Genomic DNA, 16,883 nt, shown 5'->3' with positions numbered 1-16,883 from the left:
ATTAGATATTTGCTAAATTGTGAAGTCTCTTATATTCGTCACAATTTGATAATAATTCATATTCAGTTCCTTGACAAACAATTTTTCCACCTTTGAATACTGCTATTTTATCAGCACTTTTGATTGTGCTTAACCTATGTGCAATTACAAAAGTGATTTTATCTTTACTTACTTCATCAATTACTTCTGAAATAATTGATTCACTTTCATTATCAAGTGCTGATGTTGCTTCATCTAAAATCAATATTTGAGGGTTTTTATATAAAGCTCTAGCTATCGCTATCCTTTGTCGCTGACCACCACTTAGGTTTGTACCAAATTCATCAAGCTTTGTTTGAATCCCATTTTCAAGTGAATCTACAAATTTATATGCGTGTGCTTGTTTAAGTACATCGATTACTCTTTGTTCGTCAATTTCATGTCCATAAGCAACATTTGCAGCAATTGTATCATTGAAGATATATACTCTTTGGGTTACAATTGATATTTGTTCTCTAAGTGATTTAATATCTATATTTCTTATGCATTTGTCATTAAAAAGTATTTCACCTTCACTAATTTCATAAAATCTAATAATCAAATTTACTAAGGAAGATTTTCCACCTCCACTATCACCTACAAGAGCTATTTTTTCACCCCTTGAAGCTTTTAAATTGATATTTTCTAAAGCAGTAAACCCATCATATTGTAGTTTGGTATTTTTAAATTCAAGAGATTGGATTTTTGTTGGAAAGGAGTCTTTCCCTGATAAAATAGTTGCTTTTGTATTAAATATTTCATTAACTCTTTCATTTGCAGCTAGGGCATCTTGCATTTTATTGTATAGGCTTGATAACCTTTTTATTGGAGTATAAAGCATAAAAAGTGCTGTCATAAAAGAGAAAAATGAACCAACACTTAACTCTCCACCAATAACTTTATGTCCACCTACAACTATTACAACTGCAACTGCAATTGAACCTAATGTCTCCATTATTGGAGATACCAGTTCATTTGTTTTGACAGCTTTTATATTTATGTGAAAAAAATTTTTATTGTGAGCTGCAAATTTTTTTGCTTCAATAAACTCTGTTGAGTTTGCTTTGATTATCTCTATATTATTAAATGTTTCACTTAAATTAGCAGTGATATCAGAATTTGACTCTTGAGATCTAAAAGATAGCTTTTTCATCTTTTTAGCTAATACAGTTAATGGATATATAGCCATAGGAAGTACAACTAAGCCATAAAATGCCAACTCTGGACTTTGATATATAACAACACCAACCAAAGCAACTATTGTTAAACTCTCCCTAATAAATTCTGCAATTTGATTTGATACTGCTGCTTGAATTCTATTTATATCATTAGTAATACGAGATATAAGCTCCCCACCATGTCTTTTTTGAAAAAAATCAATATCAAGTGTTAAAACGTGAGCTAAGAGTTTATCTCTAACTATTCTAACAATATCTTGTCCAATATAAGAGATATAGTAGGCCTGAATATAACCTCCAAAACCTTTGGCAAAATAAAGGGCTATAACAATAAATGGAAGAACTTGTAGCATGTGAGCATCTTTTGCTATGAATATTTCATCAAGTAGTGGTTTGATGACATAAGCACTACCACTTGTACCTGCTGCAACTAGTACCATACCAATAAAAGCGTAAAAAAACTTTAAAATATAATTTTTATAATAAGGTATATATTGTTTTAAAAATTCGTTCATATTTCTCCTAAAATCTAGGATTATATCTAAATATTACTTCATAACAAAATATTGATTACTAATAAGAGCATAAGTAGTGTAATATAGATGTTTATAGCAATAAAAACTTTTAAGTAATTATGCTTTTTTCTAAGTAGAAAAATAGAATAAAAAGTATAAACGACTAATAAAAAAATTAGTAAAAATAGTATATTTGATTTTATAGGAAATAAAGCAACTACAAACAGACCACAAATTATTGTTAAAAGTAACCAAATAAAAGTTATTCTTTCTAATCTTTGTATGCCAAAAGTATTTGCAACTGTATTAAAACCAGCATTTTCATACTGCTTGTGATACTTTAATATCAAAAGCCAAAAATGTGGTATTTGCCAAACTAAATAAAATAGTCCAATTGCGAAAAATCTAATATCAGTAATCTCTCCACCCCCAGCTAACCAGCCAATAAGAGGAGGAATGACTCCTAATATTGCACCATAAACTGCAGCATAAACAGTTGTTTTTTTTGTTTTTGTATATACGAAGTTATATAAAATTATTACGCTTGTAAAAATTATAATACCAATATAATTTAGACTAAAGAATATAGTTATATAAGATAATAAAATTAAGCCTAAAGAGATAACTAAGCCTTCATTTGGGCTAATCTTACCTGATGCAATTGGTCTATTTTGGGTCCTTGTCATTTTTGCATCATCAAGATACTCTTGGTATTGATTTAAGGCACTAACTCCAAGTGCTAAAAGTAAAACTCCTATTAATGGAGATATTATCTCAAAGCTTATTTTCTCTTTTACAAGAATAAAAGAGAAAACAGAAGAAAGAGTTACTGCAAATGATAAATTAAATTTTGTTAAGATTAAAAAATCTTTTAAGTTTATAGACATATTGTTCCTATTTTATAGTTTTTAAATATTTAATAATTGCTTCAATCTCTTTATCACTTAAGACGTTTTCAAAAGAGGGCATAACCCCTGCATAATACCCTTCAACTATTGCTTCATTTGGTTTTAATATTGAACTTTTAAGATACTCATCATCTACTATTATCTCTTTTAAACTATTATTTATAGTGATTTTTTGAACTCTTCCATAAATACCTTTAAAACTCGGACCTACAAGCTTACTTCCATCAAGAGAGTGACAGCCTATACAACCATTATTTTGAACTAGTTCTTTTCCACTTATTTTTTGTTCTTCTTTTGTTTTATCACTATTATCATCTGTTCCTTTTATATATTTGATAAGCTCTTTGACATCATCTTCACTTAATACTCCTTCAAAATTAGGCATTAGATTTGGAGTAAAACCTTCTACAATATCTTTATTTGCATCTAATATAGAGTTTTTTAGATACTCATCATCAACAATTATTTCTCTTTTTTTTGAATCTGTAACTACTATCTCTTTTTTATTGTAAATATCTTTAAGTGAGGGGCCAACTAAAATTGAGCCATCCATTGAGTGACATCCTACGCAGGCATGCTGGGAGAATAGTTCTTCACCTTTTGATTTGCTATTTTCTTCTTTTTCAACTTTTGGATTTAACCATTCATTATATTTATCTTCATCTACAACTTCTACATGTGAAAGCATATATGAGTGTCTCATCCCGCAATATTCAGCACATTGTATATCATATTTGCCTTTTTTGTTAATATTAAACCAAAGCTGTGTTATTTGACCTGGAACTACATCCTCTTTTGCTCTAAATGCCGGTACATAAAAGCTATGTAAAACATCATTTACAGGAGCAGTCATTTTTAGTTTGATATTTTTATTTGCAGGAATCATTAAAAAGGAACTTTTTTTGCCATTTTCATATTCAAAATTCCAAGACCATCTTTGTCCTATAACTTTTACAACAATAGAATCATTATCATTAGGCATCGTTCTTTGAGCTCTTAGGCTATCTAATCCAAAATAAAATACAATTCCAAGTAAAATAGTTGGAACAACAGTCCATATTATTTCTATTGGAGTATAGTGTTCAATATTCTTGGCATTTTCAGGAGGATTTTTGCTAGCTTTATATCTATATACAAAATATAGCATAGAACCAATTGTTACCACAAAAAGAAAAAGTGTAATTACATTTACAATTAAAAAGGCTCTATCTACATCGGCTGCATAGCTTGAAACACCTTCCATTCCTTCTAACATATTAGTCTCCTACTTGAAACATATCAAATGTTTCATTTCTAAATATTGCATCTGTTGCTGTTATTACAAAAAATATTCCAAGTGTAACTACTGCAAATAATACAATATATCTAAACAGAGTAGTTTCATATTTTAGGTGCATATAATAACTTACAATAAGAACAGTTTTTAAACATGAAATTAAAAGTTGCAACAGTACTGTATTTGAAACATTACTTGGCAAAATAAATGGCTGTAAAAATGTTAAAGCTGTCAAAACAACTAATACTATAAATACTTTAATATACTTTTGTGCTGTCATTTCATGGCTTACTACATCCCTCATTGTGTACCTCCAAAAGATATCATATAAAATAGTGGAAATAAAAATACCCAAACAAGATGGACTAAGTCCCAATACAGAGCAATATTTTCTAGAACTATACTTTTACTAGCATTTATTTTTTTATTGTTTATTAGTTTTATTGCCCATAACATCACACCAATACCTACAATAATATGAAGGCCATGAAAACCTGTCATTGTAAAATATAGACCAAAAAATAGTATTTCACCCTTTGCAAGTTCATTTAAAGCTTCTGAGTTTGGATAAATACCATTTTGAATCTCTGCCATCCACTCAAAATATTTTATTGCTAGAAAAATAATAGATAATAAAATTGTGATATAAATCATTTTCTTTGATTTATCTATATTATTTAGTTTCATATTTAAAGAAGCCATTCCCATAAAATAAGTACTTATAAGTAAAACAACAGTATTAATTCCACCTAAAGTTAGGTGTAAATGACTTGAAGCTATTACAAAATCATCAGTAAATCTATAAAAGAAAAAAGAAAATACTAAAAACATTGCCCCAAAAAGCATAAGCTCAGTAAATAAAAAAAGCCAAAAACCAAGTTTTGAACCTACATTATCATTATTGAAGTCAACTACTTCATGAGGATTTCCCTCTTTATCATATACAATTTCAGGATTATCATTGTTCATTGCCTTCTCCTTGTATAATTTTGCTCAGGTCTCTTTTTGGCTTACCATTTTCATACTCATATGGGTCAAAGTCTACATAAGGGATATGTTTGAAGTTTTCTAAAGGAGGGGGTGAGCTTATTTGCCACTCTAGTGTTGTGGAATTCCATGGGTTATTTCCAGCAGGTTTCCCATTTTTTACTCCTTTATAAAGTACATAAAGCATAAATAAAATACTAGTAACTGTTATAACTGCTCCCACACCTGCAACTCTATGATAGATAGTAAATTCAGGTAGATAATCAAAATATCGTCTTGGCATTCCTAATGCCCCAGCTAAAAACATAGGAAACCATAAGGTATTAAATCCTATAAAAATACCTGCAAAGGCTATTTTTGCTTTAGTTTCATCATACATTTTCCCCGTAAATTTTGGAAACCAATAGTGCATAGCTGCAAAAAGCATAAATACAACACCACCAAAAATAGTATAGTGAAAATGTGCAACAACAAAGTATGTATCATGCAGATGTATATCAACTCCAAGTGTTACAAGTGTGATACCTGTTAGTCCACCTATAGCAAATGTGATAATTGTCCCAATTACCCAAAGCATAGGTGTTGAGAATATAATTGAAGCTTTGTACATGGTTGCAACCCAGTCAAAAAACTTTATTCCTGTGGGAATAGCAACAAAAAATGTTAAAAAAGAAAATATTATTTTTGTCCATTCACTCATACCAGAAGTAAAAAGGTGATGTCCCCAAACTAAATACCCAATAATAGCAATCATTGCGGAGGAAACTGCGATTGATCTATATCCAAAAATAGTTCTTCTACAAAATGTAGGAAGAATCTCTGATACCACTCCAAAAGCTGGCAAAATCATAAGATAAACTGCGGGATGAGAATATATCCAAAAAAGATGTTCATAAAGAATAGGATCTCCACCTTTGGACGGGTCAAAGATACCAATACCTAATGTTCGCTCTAAAATTACTAAGATTAAGGTGATTCCAATAACAGGAGTTGCAAGTATTTGAATCCATGCTGTTGAATATAATCCCCAAACAAAAAGTGGCATTTTGAAAAAGTTCATGCCTGGTGCTCTTAGTCTGTGAATAGTAACAACAAAGTTTATCCCTGTAAGAATGGAAGCTAGTCCTAAAATATATGCTGCACTTAGTGCAAAAATAACATTTGTACCAGTTTTTACACTATATGGTGCATAAAATGTCCAACCTGTATCTGCAAAACCTTGTCCTACAAATAAAGAGGTTACAGCTAATATTGCTCCCAAAAGATATAGCCACCAAGATAATAAGTTTAATCTTGGAAAAGAGACATCTCTAGCACCTATTAAAAGGGGAAGTAGAAAGTTTCCAAAAACAGCAGGAATTCCTGGTACTACAAATAAAAATATCATAATTGTACCATGTAGAGTAAAGGCTTGATTGTAGGTATTTGGTTCCATGATTTGTTGACCAGGGGAGAAGAGTTCCATTCTCATAGATAAGGCTATAAATATTGCTACTATAAAAAAAGCCATCATAACAGCAAGGTATAATAGTGCTATTCTTTTATGATCTATTGAAAAAATCCATTGTAAAATCTTATTTTCATGATGACCAAATACTGTATGTGTCTCATTATAGAAGCTTTTTTGAGTCAAATCATTCATCATCTTTCTCCTGTTTTCTACCAGTTTTTACAAGGTAGATAAAAAATATAGCAACAATCAAAAACATAAGGATACCTATTACTTTTTCTGCTTGGAAAACATAGGTTTTACTCTTTGCATCATAAGCAAAACAAAATAATAGAGTTTTTGCTATTGTTGGACCAGTTCTCTCTTCTTTTGCTTCTAGTAAAGCAAGTTTTAAATCAAAAGGTAAATAATCAACTCCATTTAAATATCTTGAAATCTTTCCACTAGGTGAAATCACAATAATTACCCCAGGATGAAGATAATCAATGACTCCATCTTTTATTCTTTTTTTATATTTAAATCCTACTGCATCTGTGATTTTATTTATATTTTTCTGTGTTCCTGTTAAAAAACTCCAAGTTTGAGGAGGGAAAGGTTTTTTTATCATTTTTATATGTGTTTGTTTTTTTGCAAGTGCAGTTTGAAAATTATCTCTTGGGTCTATACTTATAGTTAAGGCATTATAATCGATATAAGGTTTTAAGTCTAACTTATTCAAAACATGTGAAACACCTGTTAAAAGAGGTGAACATAAGGCTTTACAACTATAATAATTAAGTGTTAGTACTGTTGGCTTATTTCTGATAAATTCTTTGAGAGTTTTTGTTTTATTGTATTCGTCTGTAAAAGTTAGATTGAGAGGGATTGTATTACCAAGATGTTCATATACACCTATTTGTTGTTCATTATTATTTATTTGTGTGGCGATTGAAAGAGAGACTAAAGTGAGAAATAATAAACATAATCTTAATAACATAGAAAACCCTTGCTATTTAGTTTAAGTAATAGTATTTATTATAGACCCATTAAAATTAATTTATTCTTAAAGTTAAATATTAGAAAAATTATTTATTTAATAATAAAAGCTTAAATTTAGAAAATCCAAACTCTTTGATTGTAAGAAAAAATAGTATAAATCCACTTAGTGTACTAGCAAATGCTAAACCTGCTGCTCCATAAGGATTGATTAAAAGAAGTGAAAAAACTATATTAAAAGCTAGGGCTTTCATAGAGATTTTTGCAGCTAAAAACTGCTGTTCATGGGAGTATAACCATAGAGAAAAAATCTTTGCAATTCCAAAGGGAATAAGTCCAATTAAATACATGCTTAGTATAAGTGCTGTATTTATTGTGTCATCATTTGTAAAAGCACCTCTTTGGAAAAGTAATTCAACAATAAACTTATCAAAGACTATTCCTATAAGAGTAGCAATAGATAGTAGAAGAGTTAAAATAATAGTTGATTTTCTCATAAGTTTTAAGGCTTTTTCTTCATCTTTATTTTTAATTGATTTTGCAATCATTGGAAAAAGTGCGATTGAGGTAGCTATGGCAAAAAGTGCTAGAGGAAGCTGAAAAACTCTATTTGCATAGTATAAATATGAGATAGAACCACTTACTAAAAATGAAGCTAACCAAGTATCTAAAAAAGCAGAAATATGTGAAGTTGAACTTCCCAAGGTTGCATTTACAAAGTTTTTATAAAATTTGTTTTCACTTATATTTACTTTTCTAAAGGTAAATATTTTTAGTAAATTTTTATTTTTTATGGCAATTAGATGAACTATTATTTGTAGTAAACCACCAATAAGAACCCCATATGAAAGATAATATGTAATCTCATATTTGTCTAAATCTTTTGATATAAGAAGTGCTGCTATTAGTGCTAGGTTTAATAGTGCCGTTGAAAAGGCAGTTGTTGCAAAGTGATGTTTATATTGTAAGAGTGCCGCCATAAATGTAACAACAAATATCATAGGTAAATAGTAAAAGTTTATTGCTACAAGTGGTGCAACTAAATCAACAGTCTTTTCATCAAACCCTAAGGCAATAATATGTGTTACAAACTTTGAAAATAGGGTAACTAAAAGTGAGATAAATAAGATAAGAGCCAAAAACTGTAGAAATATTGCACTTGAAAATCTGATTTTTTGTTTTGTTTTTGCATATGCTGGAATAAAAGCCTGGGTAAAAGCGCCCTCTGCAAAGATTCGTCTAAAAAGATTTGGAAGTTTAAAAGCTACAAAAAATATATCAGAATAAATATTTGCTCCTAAAATAGAAGCCGTAAGTAAATCCCTTACAAATCCCAATATTCTTGATACTAAAATTCCACTGCTATTTGTAAAAATAGATTTAATCAACATATTTATAGTCACTTTTTTTATAGATTATTATTTGTGGTTTTGATTTATAAAAACCTAAATGAGCATTTATTATAGTGATTTTTTGCCCATTGTTTGGTAAAAGTTTTCTATTCTTTGAATAAACTCTTATTTTCTTTTTTTCATTTTTAAAAATATAGTGAAAATATTTACCTTTTATATTCCCTGTTATATTTGTAATAATCTCATTTTGAAAACTATTTTTTTGTATATCATGCTTTGAAGCATCTAAATAGAGTGATTGTTTATTTAATTTACTTGCTTGGCTTTTAGAAATAGTAAAACCAACTATTTCTAAAAGACCATTAAACTCTTTTATTTTATCTATTTTTATAGTGTAAAGTTTGTCATATTCTAAATTGTCTACATTTTTATAAACAAAAATTGCTCTATTGTTTTTTTGTTTTATTATTGCTATTTCACTTGTTTTATATAAAAGTGTAATATCTTTCAATACTACTGGATAAGTAAGATTGCTTTGAGTGTAAAGCTCACTAATAAAGTTTACTTTATCAACTTCAATTTTTGGCTGTTTTGAAGTGCTAAAGGTAGCAAAAATAGGTAAGTGATCAGAGTAACCTTTGTTTGTATGTACTTTATTTTTAATTTCCCATCTAAATATCTTATTGTTATTAATTAAATATTTAGGTTTAAAAACATCAAAACTGTTATTAACATATGAGATATTTTTATCATCAAACATTGCCTTTGGTAAAAGTATATTATCGGGAGTTCCATTTTGTCCTCTATATTTATAAGAGAATCTATTGGGGTAATTTAGCTGTAACCAAAGGTTATAATGAACTCTCTTTTCTTCACTTAAAATTTTATAAATCGACACATAATTATTTTTATTTCTTGTATTTAGTACATCATTAATTCCTGTTAGGTTGTATGTATTGTTTAGTTTTGAGTATTTGAAGGTTTCAAACTCATTATAGTTTGAATTTAAATCTCCTAAAATGATGTAATCAATATCATCATCTAAATTTTTTATATTATCTTCTATTGCTTGGGCATAGAGAATTCTTTGACTCTCTTCTTTTCTTTTTGAAGGCCAATGATTATTAAAAATTATTAATTTATTATTATCAATATTTATGGCTACTTTTAGAATAGGGCGGTTTACTTTTGAGTGCTTAACATCTAGAAGTTCATAATCTATGATTTCATATTTACTTAAAAGGGCTAAACCTATACTTGATGATTTATATTTTTTAAATATGCTGTATTTATATTGGGGTAGATTTTGTATTATATCTTTAAATGCTTCATTTGATTCTATCTCTTGTAAAGCTATGATATCTTTATCTAAGTCATTTAGTACTTTTAAGATATTGTTTAATTTTGTTGTGTATGTTTTTATATACCACTTAGCTTTTGTATTTGGAATAAACTCTTTATACTCTGTCTTATCATATTTCAAATCAAAGAAATTTTCTACGTTGTATGAAGCTACTGTAAAATCTTTTGAAAAAGAGAAATTATATAAAAAAAGTATAAGGATTAAAAGTCTTAATATCATAAGCAATTATATAGTTAAAACAATTAGAATAGGGTAAGTTTTAGGTTATTTGTAATAATTAAAATAACCTAAAAGGGTTTATTTTTTAGAGTTCAATCTTGATTGATACTCTTGAGGGTGTTTACATACAGGACAAACTTTTAAAGCTTTTTTCCCTCTGTGTACATGTCCACAAACTTCACAAATCCACTCTTCTTCATCTTCACTTACATGTTCAGCACCAGAATCCAGTCTCTCTTTTAGACTTTTGTACATATTTTCATGTTCTATTTCAATTTTACCAATCATACTTAACATTCTTGAAATATCTTTATGTCCTTCATCTGCAGCAATTTGTGCAAAGTCTGGGTACATTGTGGTATTTTCGTAACTCTCTCCATCAATTGCATACTGTAAGTTTTCACTTGTATTTCCAAACTCTTTGTCATAATTTAATACATTGTAAGCTTTTAATTCTAGTTTTGCATGCATTTTTTCATTGTTTGCAGCTCTTTGAAAATGTTCAGCAATATCTCTATATCCCTCTTTTTGAGCAATTTTAGCAAAATATTCATACTTATTTCTTGCCATTGACTCACCAGCAAAAGCTTTCATAAGTACAACAGATGTTAAGTCTGTAGTAATACATTCCATTACTTGACCACAGCAAGACAGTTCTCCACCGCCTGCATTTGATACTTCAACTTCATTTCCACATACATTACACTTGTAACTTTCATGTTTTTTCATAATATTTCCCTTTTATTAGTTTTGGATAATTTTTATCTTTTGATAATTATAATCTCTAAAAGCTTAATATAATATTATAGTTAAATAATAATTTTTTTCTTTAACAAAATATTATCATATTTACACTAAGATTCTAATACTAGAATAAATGTAATATGTACTTTTAAAGGAGGTTTCATGGAAAATTCTACAAAATTATTAAAAGAGTTTAATTTGAAAGTAACACCTCAAAGAGTAGCTATAGTTGACGAACTTTATCATAAAGGACATCTAAACATAGATGAACTTTATGCAAGCATGTTAAGTAAATTTCCATCAATTTCACTAGCAACGATTTATAAAAATGTAAATTCGATGGTAGAGAAGTTTTTTATATCTGAGGTTAAGATACCTAGTGAAAAATCTGTTTATGAACTAATAAAAGAAGAACATTCCCATTTAGTTTGTGAAGAGTGTAAAAAAATCGAAGATATAGTTATAGATACTTCAAGTGTTTTAGCAGAATTAAAATCTCAAAGTAAATTCAATGTCAAACATGCAAATGTAGTTTTTACAGGTGTATGTTCAGAGTGTTCAAAATAGCTTACATAAAGCTATTTTGAATTACTAATCCAAATACTACCATAAGTGCTATTCCAGCACTTTTATTATACATTTTATTAGCAGTTATAAATACTAACATAAGTGATAATATAAAAGCAGCTGCAATATCAAAAAAGTTTTCACTTAAATTTACATTTAGGGGATTAACTATTGATGCTACACCTAAAACCATAGTAAAATTAGCAACATTTGAACCAATAATATTACCTATTGCTAAGTCAGCTTTATTATTTAGGGCAGCTTTTACAGAAATAGTAAGTTCTGGTAAACTTGTACCAAAAGCAACTAAAAATAATCCAATAAGCCACTCACTAATCCCAAACTCCCTTGCGATACTTGATGCACTACTTATGGCAAAATCAGCTCCACCGATTGTCAAAATAAATCCCAATACTAAAAATAGTGCTGATTTACCCCAAGCAAAAGGTTCTTTTTTTAACTCTTCATCAGGTTCTTCAACTTGATTTGATGAGATTAAGAAAAGTAAGAACCCACACATTAAAAGTAAAAATAAAACACCATCTACTAAACTGAGTTTTCCATCTATACTCATAAGTATAAAAACTAAAATAGGAAATAGTGCCCAAGCAGAATCTTTTGCAAAAAGATCCCTATCTGGCATTATTTTTTTAGCTATTAAAAATACTGTTCCTAAAACTAATGCAATATTAAAGATAGTACTTCCTATTACATTTGCAACAGCAATATCAGCACTTCCTTTAAGTGAAGCAGAAATAGAGACAGCCATCTCAGGTAAACTTGTACCAACTGCTACTAATGTTGCCCCAATAACAAAGGGTGAAATATTATAATGAAATGCTATTTTTTCACTTTGTTGTATTATAAAATCAGCCCCATATATAAGTGCTGTCATTGAAACTATAAAAACTAAAATATCCATTTATGAATTCCTTACAATTAAACTATTTGGAAGATTGTACTTTTTGATTAACTCTTCTTCTTTTTTTCTGTGTTCACCATTGTCAACTTCATGGTCAAATCCAAGTAAATGCAAATGTCCATGGATAAAAAGAAGGGTTAATTCATCTAAAAAACTATGATTATACTCTTTTGCTTTATCTTCCACAAAATCAACAGAAATAACAATAGAGCCCAAAGGCATGTTTGGCATATCGTATTCAAGTGGAAAGCTAAGTACATCTGTAGCTTTATCTATATCTCTATGCTCTTTATTTAAAATTTGTATTTTATCATTGTTTACTATTATTAATTCAATATCTTTTGGAGTTAATTCATTGTGAATTATTTCTAATGATGAAATGTCAATTTCTAAATCTGTTTGATTATCAAAGTCAATCATTTTTATCCGTTAATTTTTGCGGATTATAGCAAAATTAGCCAAAGTAGTAAATAAAGAGTATTTTTATATTTAAGTTAATTCAATATAAAATATAAAAAATTTTAGGAGTAATTCATGTCATTGGAAATTGGTACAAAAGCAAGTATAGATTATAAAGTTGAAGATAAAGATTTAGCAAAGAATTTACAAATATCAGCAGAAGATAATTTCCCAGAAGTATTTGCAACAGCTAGAATGGTAGCTCTTATGGAGTGTTCAGCAGCAAAGATGCTATTACCCTTTTTACAAGAGGGACAATTATCAGTGGGAGTTGAAGTAAATATAAAACATCTAGCCCCAACACTTAGTGGTGATGTAGCAGTATCAACTGCGACTTTTGAAGGTATGGAAGGCAAGCTTTACAAGTTTAGTTTAGAAGTTGTAGACTCAGCAGGAGTTATAGGTACAGGAACTCATACAAGAGCAATAGTAACACAAGAGAGACTTATGAGTGGAGCAAATAAAAGAGTAGGAAAGTAATATTTAGGTAAAAAGATTTGAGCTATTAAAATAGCTCAATCATTTTTACCACTTCATCTACAGGGAAGATTTTTAGATTTGTTTTTATATTTGGTTTTTCTGCCACAATTGCTTTAGAAACACCTTGTGCACTAGCCTCTTTTAGTCTCATATCTACAGAATATACATCTTTTATCTCACCAGTTAATGAAACCTCTCCAATAAATACTGACTCTTTAGAAATAGGTCTATCCCTAAAAGAACTAATAATAGAAGCAATCACAGCCAAATCAGCAGAACTCTCTTTTATCTTAATTCCACCACTTATATTTATAAATACATCATAGTGATTTAGGGGTAAATCAAGTTTTTTCTCTAAGAGGGCTAAAAGCATATTTAATCTATTTACATCAAATCCTGTGGCAGATCTTTTTGGGTTTGGATAAGTACTTTCACAAACTAAAGCTTGAACTTCAATAATAAGTGCTCGGCTTCCTTCCATAACTACAGTCAAAGCAGAGCCACTTTGGGGTTTACTTTTGTCAAAAAACTTAGAAGCTATATCTTTAGCACTTATAAGTCCTTCGGCTGTCATCTCAAAGATACCTATCTCACTTGTACTTCCAAATCTATTTTTAAAGCCCCTTAACATTCTAAGTTCTTTGCTAGATTCTCCCTCAAAATATAAAACAGTATCAACCATATGTTCTAAAACTCTAGGTCCTGCGATACTTCCATCTTTTGTAATATGTCCAATAATAAACATGGCTATATCACACTCTTTTGCTTTTCGCATAAGTTCAAAGGTTATCTCTCTTACTTGTGAAACAGAACCAGGTGCTGATGTAAGTGTGCTTGAATATATAGTTTGAATAGAATCAATAACTACTGCTTCATAATTTTCTCTTAATAGTTCTTCTTGTATCTCTTCTAGTTTTATCTCTGAGAGTAAATAAAGGTTATCACTATTTGCATCAAGTCTATTTGCTCGAAGTTTTATCTGTCCCATACTCTCTTCTCCTGATACATAAAGAACTTTTTTACCTGATTGTGAGATATCTCCAGCTACTTTTAAAAGTAGGGTTGATTTTCCAACTCCTGGACTTCCTCCAATAAGTGTAAGACTTCCAGGGACTATTCCACCACCAAGTACAAGGTCAAATTCATGGTTATTAGATGAGAATCGAATGATATCATCTTGTTCTATTTGTGTAATTGGTTTTGCTTTTGAGCTTGTGTTTATTATCTTTGATGTTTGTTTTAATACTTCTTGTTGTTCGGTATTGAGTTCAACAAAACTGTCCCATCCTCCACAAGATGGACATTTACCCATCCATTTGGTAGATTGTTCTCCACAGTGTTGACACTCAAAAAGAGAGGTTTTTTTCTTTGCCATATTTTTTCCTTATAATCACAAGGGGATTTTATATTATTTTTGTTTAATTTTATGAACTTTAGCATAAAAAGTTGGAGGGGATTGAAAATATTGCAATTTGTAATTTTTTAATTATATAATTAGTAAAATAGTCTATTTATTGGCTTTGGGTAAGATTTAATAACTGACATTTAAAATGTATAGATATTAACAATTTTAAGTGTAAGTTATATAGAATGTGTGATTAATAAATAGTTAGCTCTATTCAACCACAAAACTAAGGATTAATAATGATAAGATTTTTTTTACCAATAGTTGTTTTGATATCTATTGGATACTTAATTTTTAGCGAAGATACTTATGTAGAATATGAATTAAATATTTGTGAAAGAAAATTACTAAAGGGAGAGTGGGATGTTCAGGCATCTTCTTTTGTATACAAAAAACCACAAGAATATGAAGAACCATTTGTTGTAATTTGTGGATTTAGTGGTTCAGCTGCTGGCTGGGAAATAAGCAATAATGAAACACATAATATATATAATGAGATTGGAGAGTATTTTGGAACTGATACTGTAATAAAAAATAGTAAAAAGATAAAAATGAAATGTTATCCAGAAAAGGTCTCACTTGGAATTTCCAATAAAGATTACTCTATTAAAGACTATCCTGGAGCGTGTACATTCCCATACAATCGAGGGGTGGAATACACTGGTCCAATATATGATTTAAAATAAATATAAAATAGAGATGATATGGAAATCAAACAATTAGCAATAGATAAACTAGCAAATACAATGCGTATATATATTGAAACAAAAATAGACTTTGAAAGATTGAAGCACATAGATCAAGAAGAAGCAATAAATAATTTAGATAGGGCTTTTGAGGCAAAACTTGAAGCATTTCACAGTTTATATGATGTAACAAAAACTGATTTTTCATATTTCGATTCTGCAGATTCTGCTACACTTATTATGTTAAGAAATGCAGTCCATCATAGAGATCATCTTCTTTTCAAAAGTTGGAATTATGAAATGCTACTTAATAATGGTCTTGAAAAAAATCATGGTGCAGAGTTTTTACTAGCAAGTCATAATGTTATAGATGATATTCTAAAAATGAAATATTATTACAAGCTTGATGATTTTTATGCTCGTGTAGATTCAAATCTAGAATCCCCTTATTTGGAAAAAAGAATGAGTAAAGTCAATAGAGAAAAATTAGTTTTTCAATTAAATAACGAACTTAATTTTGATATGGTTTCAGACTATGCAAAAAGCAATAGATATCCAACGTCTCAAATTTATATAAATATAATTCCAATTTTTATTTCAGCAGTTAGCAAAGTATTTAAAGCATTAAAGGCTAATGGTATTGAATTCAAAGGATTTGATTCTAAAGTGTATGAAGAACCATTTATAAATGAGCTTGAAGTCAATATGGAAATTTTTAGTTATATGCCAATACGTATATATAAAAGCTAACAAAAAAATCTGGTGACAGAATACTAATTTATTTTTTATTCTCATAAACACCTAAAGGTCTCCGCTTTCTCTTACTTTGTGTGGACAAAGTAAGCAAAACCACCAACAGCTGCGAAGCCCTTTGGGTTCCTTCACTTATTGTTTTATCTTTCTGTCTTACAAAACTCACATAAAAATATGCTCCCAGCATATTTGTTATGCTCAAACAGTTGTAAGACTTTTCCGAAAAATAAAACAAACGCTCAGCTTCTGTAGGGGTTGGAAAAGATGGGATAAGGACATTTGCATTTTTGATTGTCTTTTGTTTAAACTTTTACTTTGTAAATTCACAAATGATAGTTTGAACTTTTCTTCTTTCCAGACTTTGATGAAGCTGGAAGTTAGATGTTTATTTTCGGTAATGCCCGAAACTGTTTGAGCGTAAAGAAGAGTGCTAAACGCACTCTTTAGCGAGTTTTACAGGGCAGAAAATAAATATTTAATTGGAAGGAAGCTTTGCCTTCATCAATTCGTCTGGTTGCTTTCTTGTTTCTTCTTTTCAATAAAAGAAGAAAAGAGCGAAGGGGTTTACCTCTTCAAGAGAGACGTTTGGCTTTTTCAAATATTGGAATATTGTATAATGACATTTG

General features: G+C 29.3%; 17 protein-coding genes. 4 read left to right on the top strand and 13 right to left on the bottom strand.

Annotation, left to right across the window (positions count from 1 at the left end; translation table 11 throughout):
- Nucleotide 1: 1 nt before the first annotated feature.
- The 10 genes from ACNI28_RS01635 to ACNI28_RS01590 form a co-directional block, all read right to left on the bottom strand.
- Nucleotides 2-1,711, bottom strand: coding sequence for an ABC transporter ATP-binding protein (locus ACNI28_RS01635; RefSeq protein ID WP_419765126.1), 1,710 nt, complete (start codon nucleotides 1,709-1,711; stop codon nucleotides 2-4).
- Nucleotides 1,712-1,749: 38 nt separating this feature from the next.
- Nucleotides 1,750-2,598, bottom strand: coding sequence for a protoheme IX farnesyltransferase (locus ACNI28_RS01630; RefSeq protein WP_419765125.1), 849 nt, complete (start codon nucleotides 2,596-2,598; stop codon nucleotides 1,750-1,752).
- Nucleotides 2,599-2,605: 7 nt separating this feature from the next.
- A complete protein-coding gene (gene coxB / locus ACNI28_RS01625; RefSeq protein WP_419765124.1) occupies nucleotides 2,606-3,874 on the bottom strand; it encodes a cytochrome c oxidase subunit II in 1,269 nt (422 codons plus the stop codon).
- Between the two features lies 1 nt (nucleotide 3,875).
- Complete coding sequence (locus tag ACNI28_RS01620) at nucleotides 3,876-4,199, bottom strand: cytochrome C oxidase subunit IV family protein (RefSeq protein WP_419765123.1); 324 nt, start codon at nucleotides 4,197-4,199, stop codon at nucleotides 3,876-3,878.
- Nucleotides 4,196-4,864 (bottom strand): cytochrome c oxidase subunit 3, encoded by a 669-nt coding sequence (locus ACNI28_RS01615; protein ID WP_419765122.1) that lies wholly within the window; start codon nucleotides 4,862-4,864, stop codon nucleotides 4,196-4,198. Before ACNI28_RS01615 ends, ACNI28_RS01620 begins: the two co-directional genes overlap by 4 nt.
- Nucleotides 4,854-6,527 carry a cytochrome c oxidase subunit I gene (locus tag ACNI28_RS01610; protein WP_419765121.1) on the bottom strand — a complete coding sequence of 558 codons (1,674 nt, stop codon included), beginning with the start codon at nucleotides 6,525-6,527 and terminating at the stop codon, nucleotides 4,854-4,856. Before ACNI28_RS01610 ends, ACNI28_RS01615 begins: the two co-directional genes overlap by 11 nt.
- Entirely contained in the window at nucleotides 6,517-7,308 is a 792-nt protein-coding gene (locus tag ACNI28_RS01605; protein ID WP_419765120.1) for an SCO family protein, read from the bottom strand. The genes ACNI28_RS01610 and ACNI28_RS01605 overlap by 11 nt, the downstream gene beginning before the upstream one ends.
- A gap of 88 nt (nucleotides 7,309-7,396) precedes the next feature.
- Nucleotides 7,397-8,698: a murein biosynthesis integral membrane protein MurJ gene (gene murJ, locus ACNI28_RS01600; RefSeq protein WP_419765119.1), complete on the bottom strand. Its 1,302-nt coding sequence runs from the start codon at nucleotides 8,696-8,698 to the stop codon at nucleotides 7,397-7,399.
- Nucleotides 8,688-10,241 (bottom strand): endonuclease/exonuclease/phosphatase family protein, encoded by a 1,554-nt coding sequence (locus ACNI28_RS01595; protein WP_419765117.1) that lies wholly within the window; start codon nucleotides 10,239-10,241, stop codon nucleotides 8,688-8,690. The genes murJ and ACNI28_RS01595 overlap by 11 nt, the downstream gene beginning before the upstream one ends.
- 78 nt (nucleotides 10,242-10,319) lie before the next feature.
- Nucleotides 10,320-10,970 carry a ferritin family protein gene (locus ACNI28_RS01590; RefSeq protein ID WP_419765116.1) on the bottom strand — a complete coding sequence of 217 codons (651 nt, stop codon included), beginning with the start codon at nucleotides 10,968-10,970 and terminating at the stop codon, nucleotides 10,320-10,322.
- A 177-nt stretch (nucleotides 10,971-11,147) separates the two neighbouring features.
- On the opposite strand from ACNI28_RS01590, the gene ACNI28_RS01585 reads away from it, so the two are divergent.
- On the top strand, nucleotides 11,148-11,552 hold the full coding sequence (locus ACNI28_RS01585; RefSeq protein ID WP_419765115.1) for a Fur family transcriptional regulator: 405 nt from the start codon (nucleotides 11,148-11,150) through the stop codon (nucleotides 11,550-11,552).
- 1 nt (nucleotide 11,553) lies between these two features.
- On the opposite strand, the gene ACNI28_RS01580 is transcribed toward ACNI28_RS01585, so the two are convergent.
- Nucleotides 11,554-12,474: a calcium/sodium antiporter gene (locus ACNI28_RS01580; RefSeq protein WP_419765113.1), complete on the bottom strand. Its 921-nt coding sequence runs from the start codon at nucleotides 12,472-12,474 to the stop codon at nucleotides 11,554-11,556.
- Nucleotides 12,475-12,894 carry an rRNA maturation RNase YbeY gene (ybeY, locus tag ACNI28_RS01575; protein ID WP_419765112.1) on the bottom strand — a complete coding sequence of 140 codons (420 nt, stop codon included), beginning with the start codon at nucleotides 12,892-12,894 and terminating at the stop codon, nucleotides 12,475-12,477.
- 114 nt (nucleotides 12,895-13,008) lie between these two features.
- On the opposite strand from ybeY, the gene ACNI28_RS01570 reads away from it, so the two are divergent.
- On the top strand, nucleotides 13,009-13,413 hold the full coding sequence (locus tag ACNI28_RS01570; RefSeq protein ID WP_419765111.1) for a thioesterase family protein: 405 nt from the start codon (nucleotides 13,009-13,011) through the stop codon (nucleotides 13,411-13,413).
- 25 nt (nucleotides 13,414-13,438) lie between these two features.
- Here the strand turns inward: ACNI28_RS01570 and radA are convergent, their stop codons facing one another.
- The gene (radA, locus tag ACNI28_RS01565; RefSeq protein WP_419765110.1) at nucleotides 13,439-14,788 is read right to left on the bottom strand and encodes a DNA repair protein RadA; all 1,350 of its coding nucleotides are present in this window, start codon (nucleotides 14,786-14,788) and stop codon (nucleotides 13,439-13,441) included.
- 269 nt (nucleotides 14,789-15,057) lie between these two features.
- On the opposite strand from radA, the gene ACNI28_RS01560 reads away from it, so the two are divergent.
- Both ACNI28_RS01560 and ACNI28_RS01555 read left to right on the top strand, forming a co-directional pair.
- Nucleotides 15,058-15,504 (top strand): hypothetical protein, encoded by a 447-nt coding sequence (locus tag ACNI28_RS01560; RefSeq protein ID WP_419765109.1) that lies wholly within the window; start codon nucleotides 15,058-15,060, stop codon nucleotides 15,502-15,504.
- 18 nt (nucleotides 15,505-15,522) lie between these two features.
- Nucleotides 15,523-16,254, top strand: coding sequence for a hypothetical protein (locus tag ACNI28_RS01555; protein ID WP_419765108.1), 732 nt, complete (start codon nucleotides 15,523-15,525; stop codon nucleotides 16,252-16,254).
- Nucleotides 16,255-16,883: the final 629 nt, after the last annotated feature.

It is taken from the genome of Arcobacter denitrificans (SeqCode) (assembly GCF_048571185.1).
Taxonomy (GTDB): domain Bacteria; phylum Campylobacterota; class Campylobacteria; order Campylobacterales; family Arcobacteraceae; genus Arcobacter; species Arcobacter denitrificans.
Note: the sequence above shows the minus strand (reverse complement) of the source record. Positions and strands in the feature narration are given on the sequence as shown.

What these genes read in the sequence shown, in the direction of transcription:
- ACNI28_RS01585 (WP_419765115.1), top strand. Translation starts at nt 11,148, where the DNA reads ATGGAAAATTCTACAAAATTATTAAAAGAGTTTAATTTGAAAGTAACA.
- radA (WP_419765110.1), bottom strand. Translation starts at nt 14,788, where the DNA reads ATGGCAAAGAAAAAAACCTCTCTTTTTGAGTGTCAACACTGTGGAGAA.
- ACNI28_RS01630 (WP_419765125.1), bottom strand. Translation starts at nt 2,598, where the DNA reads ATGTCTATAAACTTAAAAGATTTTTTAATCTTAACAAAATTTAATTTA.
- ACNI28_RS01560 (WP_419765109.1), top strand. Translation starts at nt 15,058, where the DNA reads ATGATAAGATTTTTTTTACCAATAGTTGTTTTGATATCTATTGGATAC.
- ACNI28_RS01570 (WP_419765111.1), top strand. Translation starts at nt 13,009, where the DNA reads ATGTCATTGGAAATTGGTACAAAAGCAAGTATAGATTATAAAGTTGAA.
- ACNI28_RS01555 (WP_419765108.1), top strand. Translation starts at nt 15,523, where the DNA reads ATGGAAATCAAACAATTAGCAATAGATAAACTAGCAAATACAATGCGT.
- ACNI28_RS01595 (WP_419765117.1), bottom strand. Translation starts at nt 10,241, where the DNA reads ATGATATTAAGACTTTTAATCCTTATACTTTTTTTATATAATTTCTCT.
- coxB (WP_419765124.1), bottom strand. Translation starts at nt 3,874, where the DNA reads ATGTTAGAAGGAATGGAAGGTGTTTCAAGCTATGCAGCCGATGTAGAT.
- ACNI28_RS01605 (WP_419765120.1), bottom strand. Translation starts at nt 7,308, where the DNA reads ATGTTATTAAGATTATGTTTATTATTTCTCACTTTAGTCTCTCTTTCA.
- ACNI28_RS01615 (WP_419765122.1), bottom strand. Translation starts at nt 4,864, where the DNA reads ATGAACAATGATAATCCTGAAATTGTATATGATAAAGAGGGAAATCCT.
- ACNI28_RS01620 (WP_419765123.1), bottom strand. Translation starts at nt 4,199, where the DNA reads ATGAGGGATGTAGTAAGCCATGAAATGACAGCACAAAAGTATATTAAA.
- ACNI28_RS01590 (WP_419765116.1), bottom strand. Translation starts at nt 10,970, where the DNA reads ATGAAAAAACATGAAAGTTACAAGTGTAATGTATGTGGAAATGAAGTT.
- ACNI28_RS01580 (WP_419765113.1), bottom strand. Translation starts at nt 12,474, where the DNA reads ATGGATATTTTAGTTTTTATAGTTTCAATGACAGCACTTATATATGGG.
- ACNI28_RS01635 (WP_419765126.1), bottom strand. Translation starts at nt 1,711, where the DNA reads ATGAACGAATTTTTAAAACAATATATACCTTATTATAAAAATTATATT.
- ACNI28_RS01610 (WP_419765121.1), bottom strand. Translation starts at nt 6,527, where the DNA reads ATGATGAATGATTTGACTCAAAAAAGCTTCTATAATGAGACACATACA.
- ybeY (WP_419765112.1), bottom strand. Translation starts at nt 12,894, where the DNA reads ATGATTGACTTTGATAATCAAACAGATTTAGAAATTGACATTTCATCA.
- murJ (WP_419765119.1), bottom strand. Translation starts at nt 8,698, where the DNA reads ATGTTGATTAAATCTATTTTTACAAATAGCAGTGGAATTTTAGTATCA.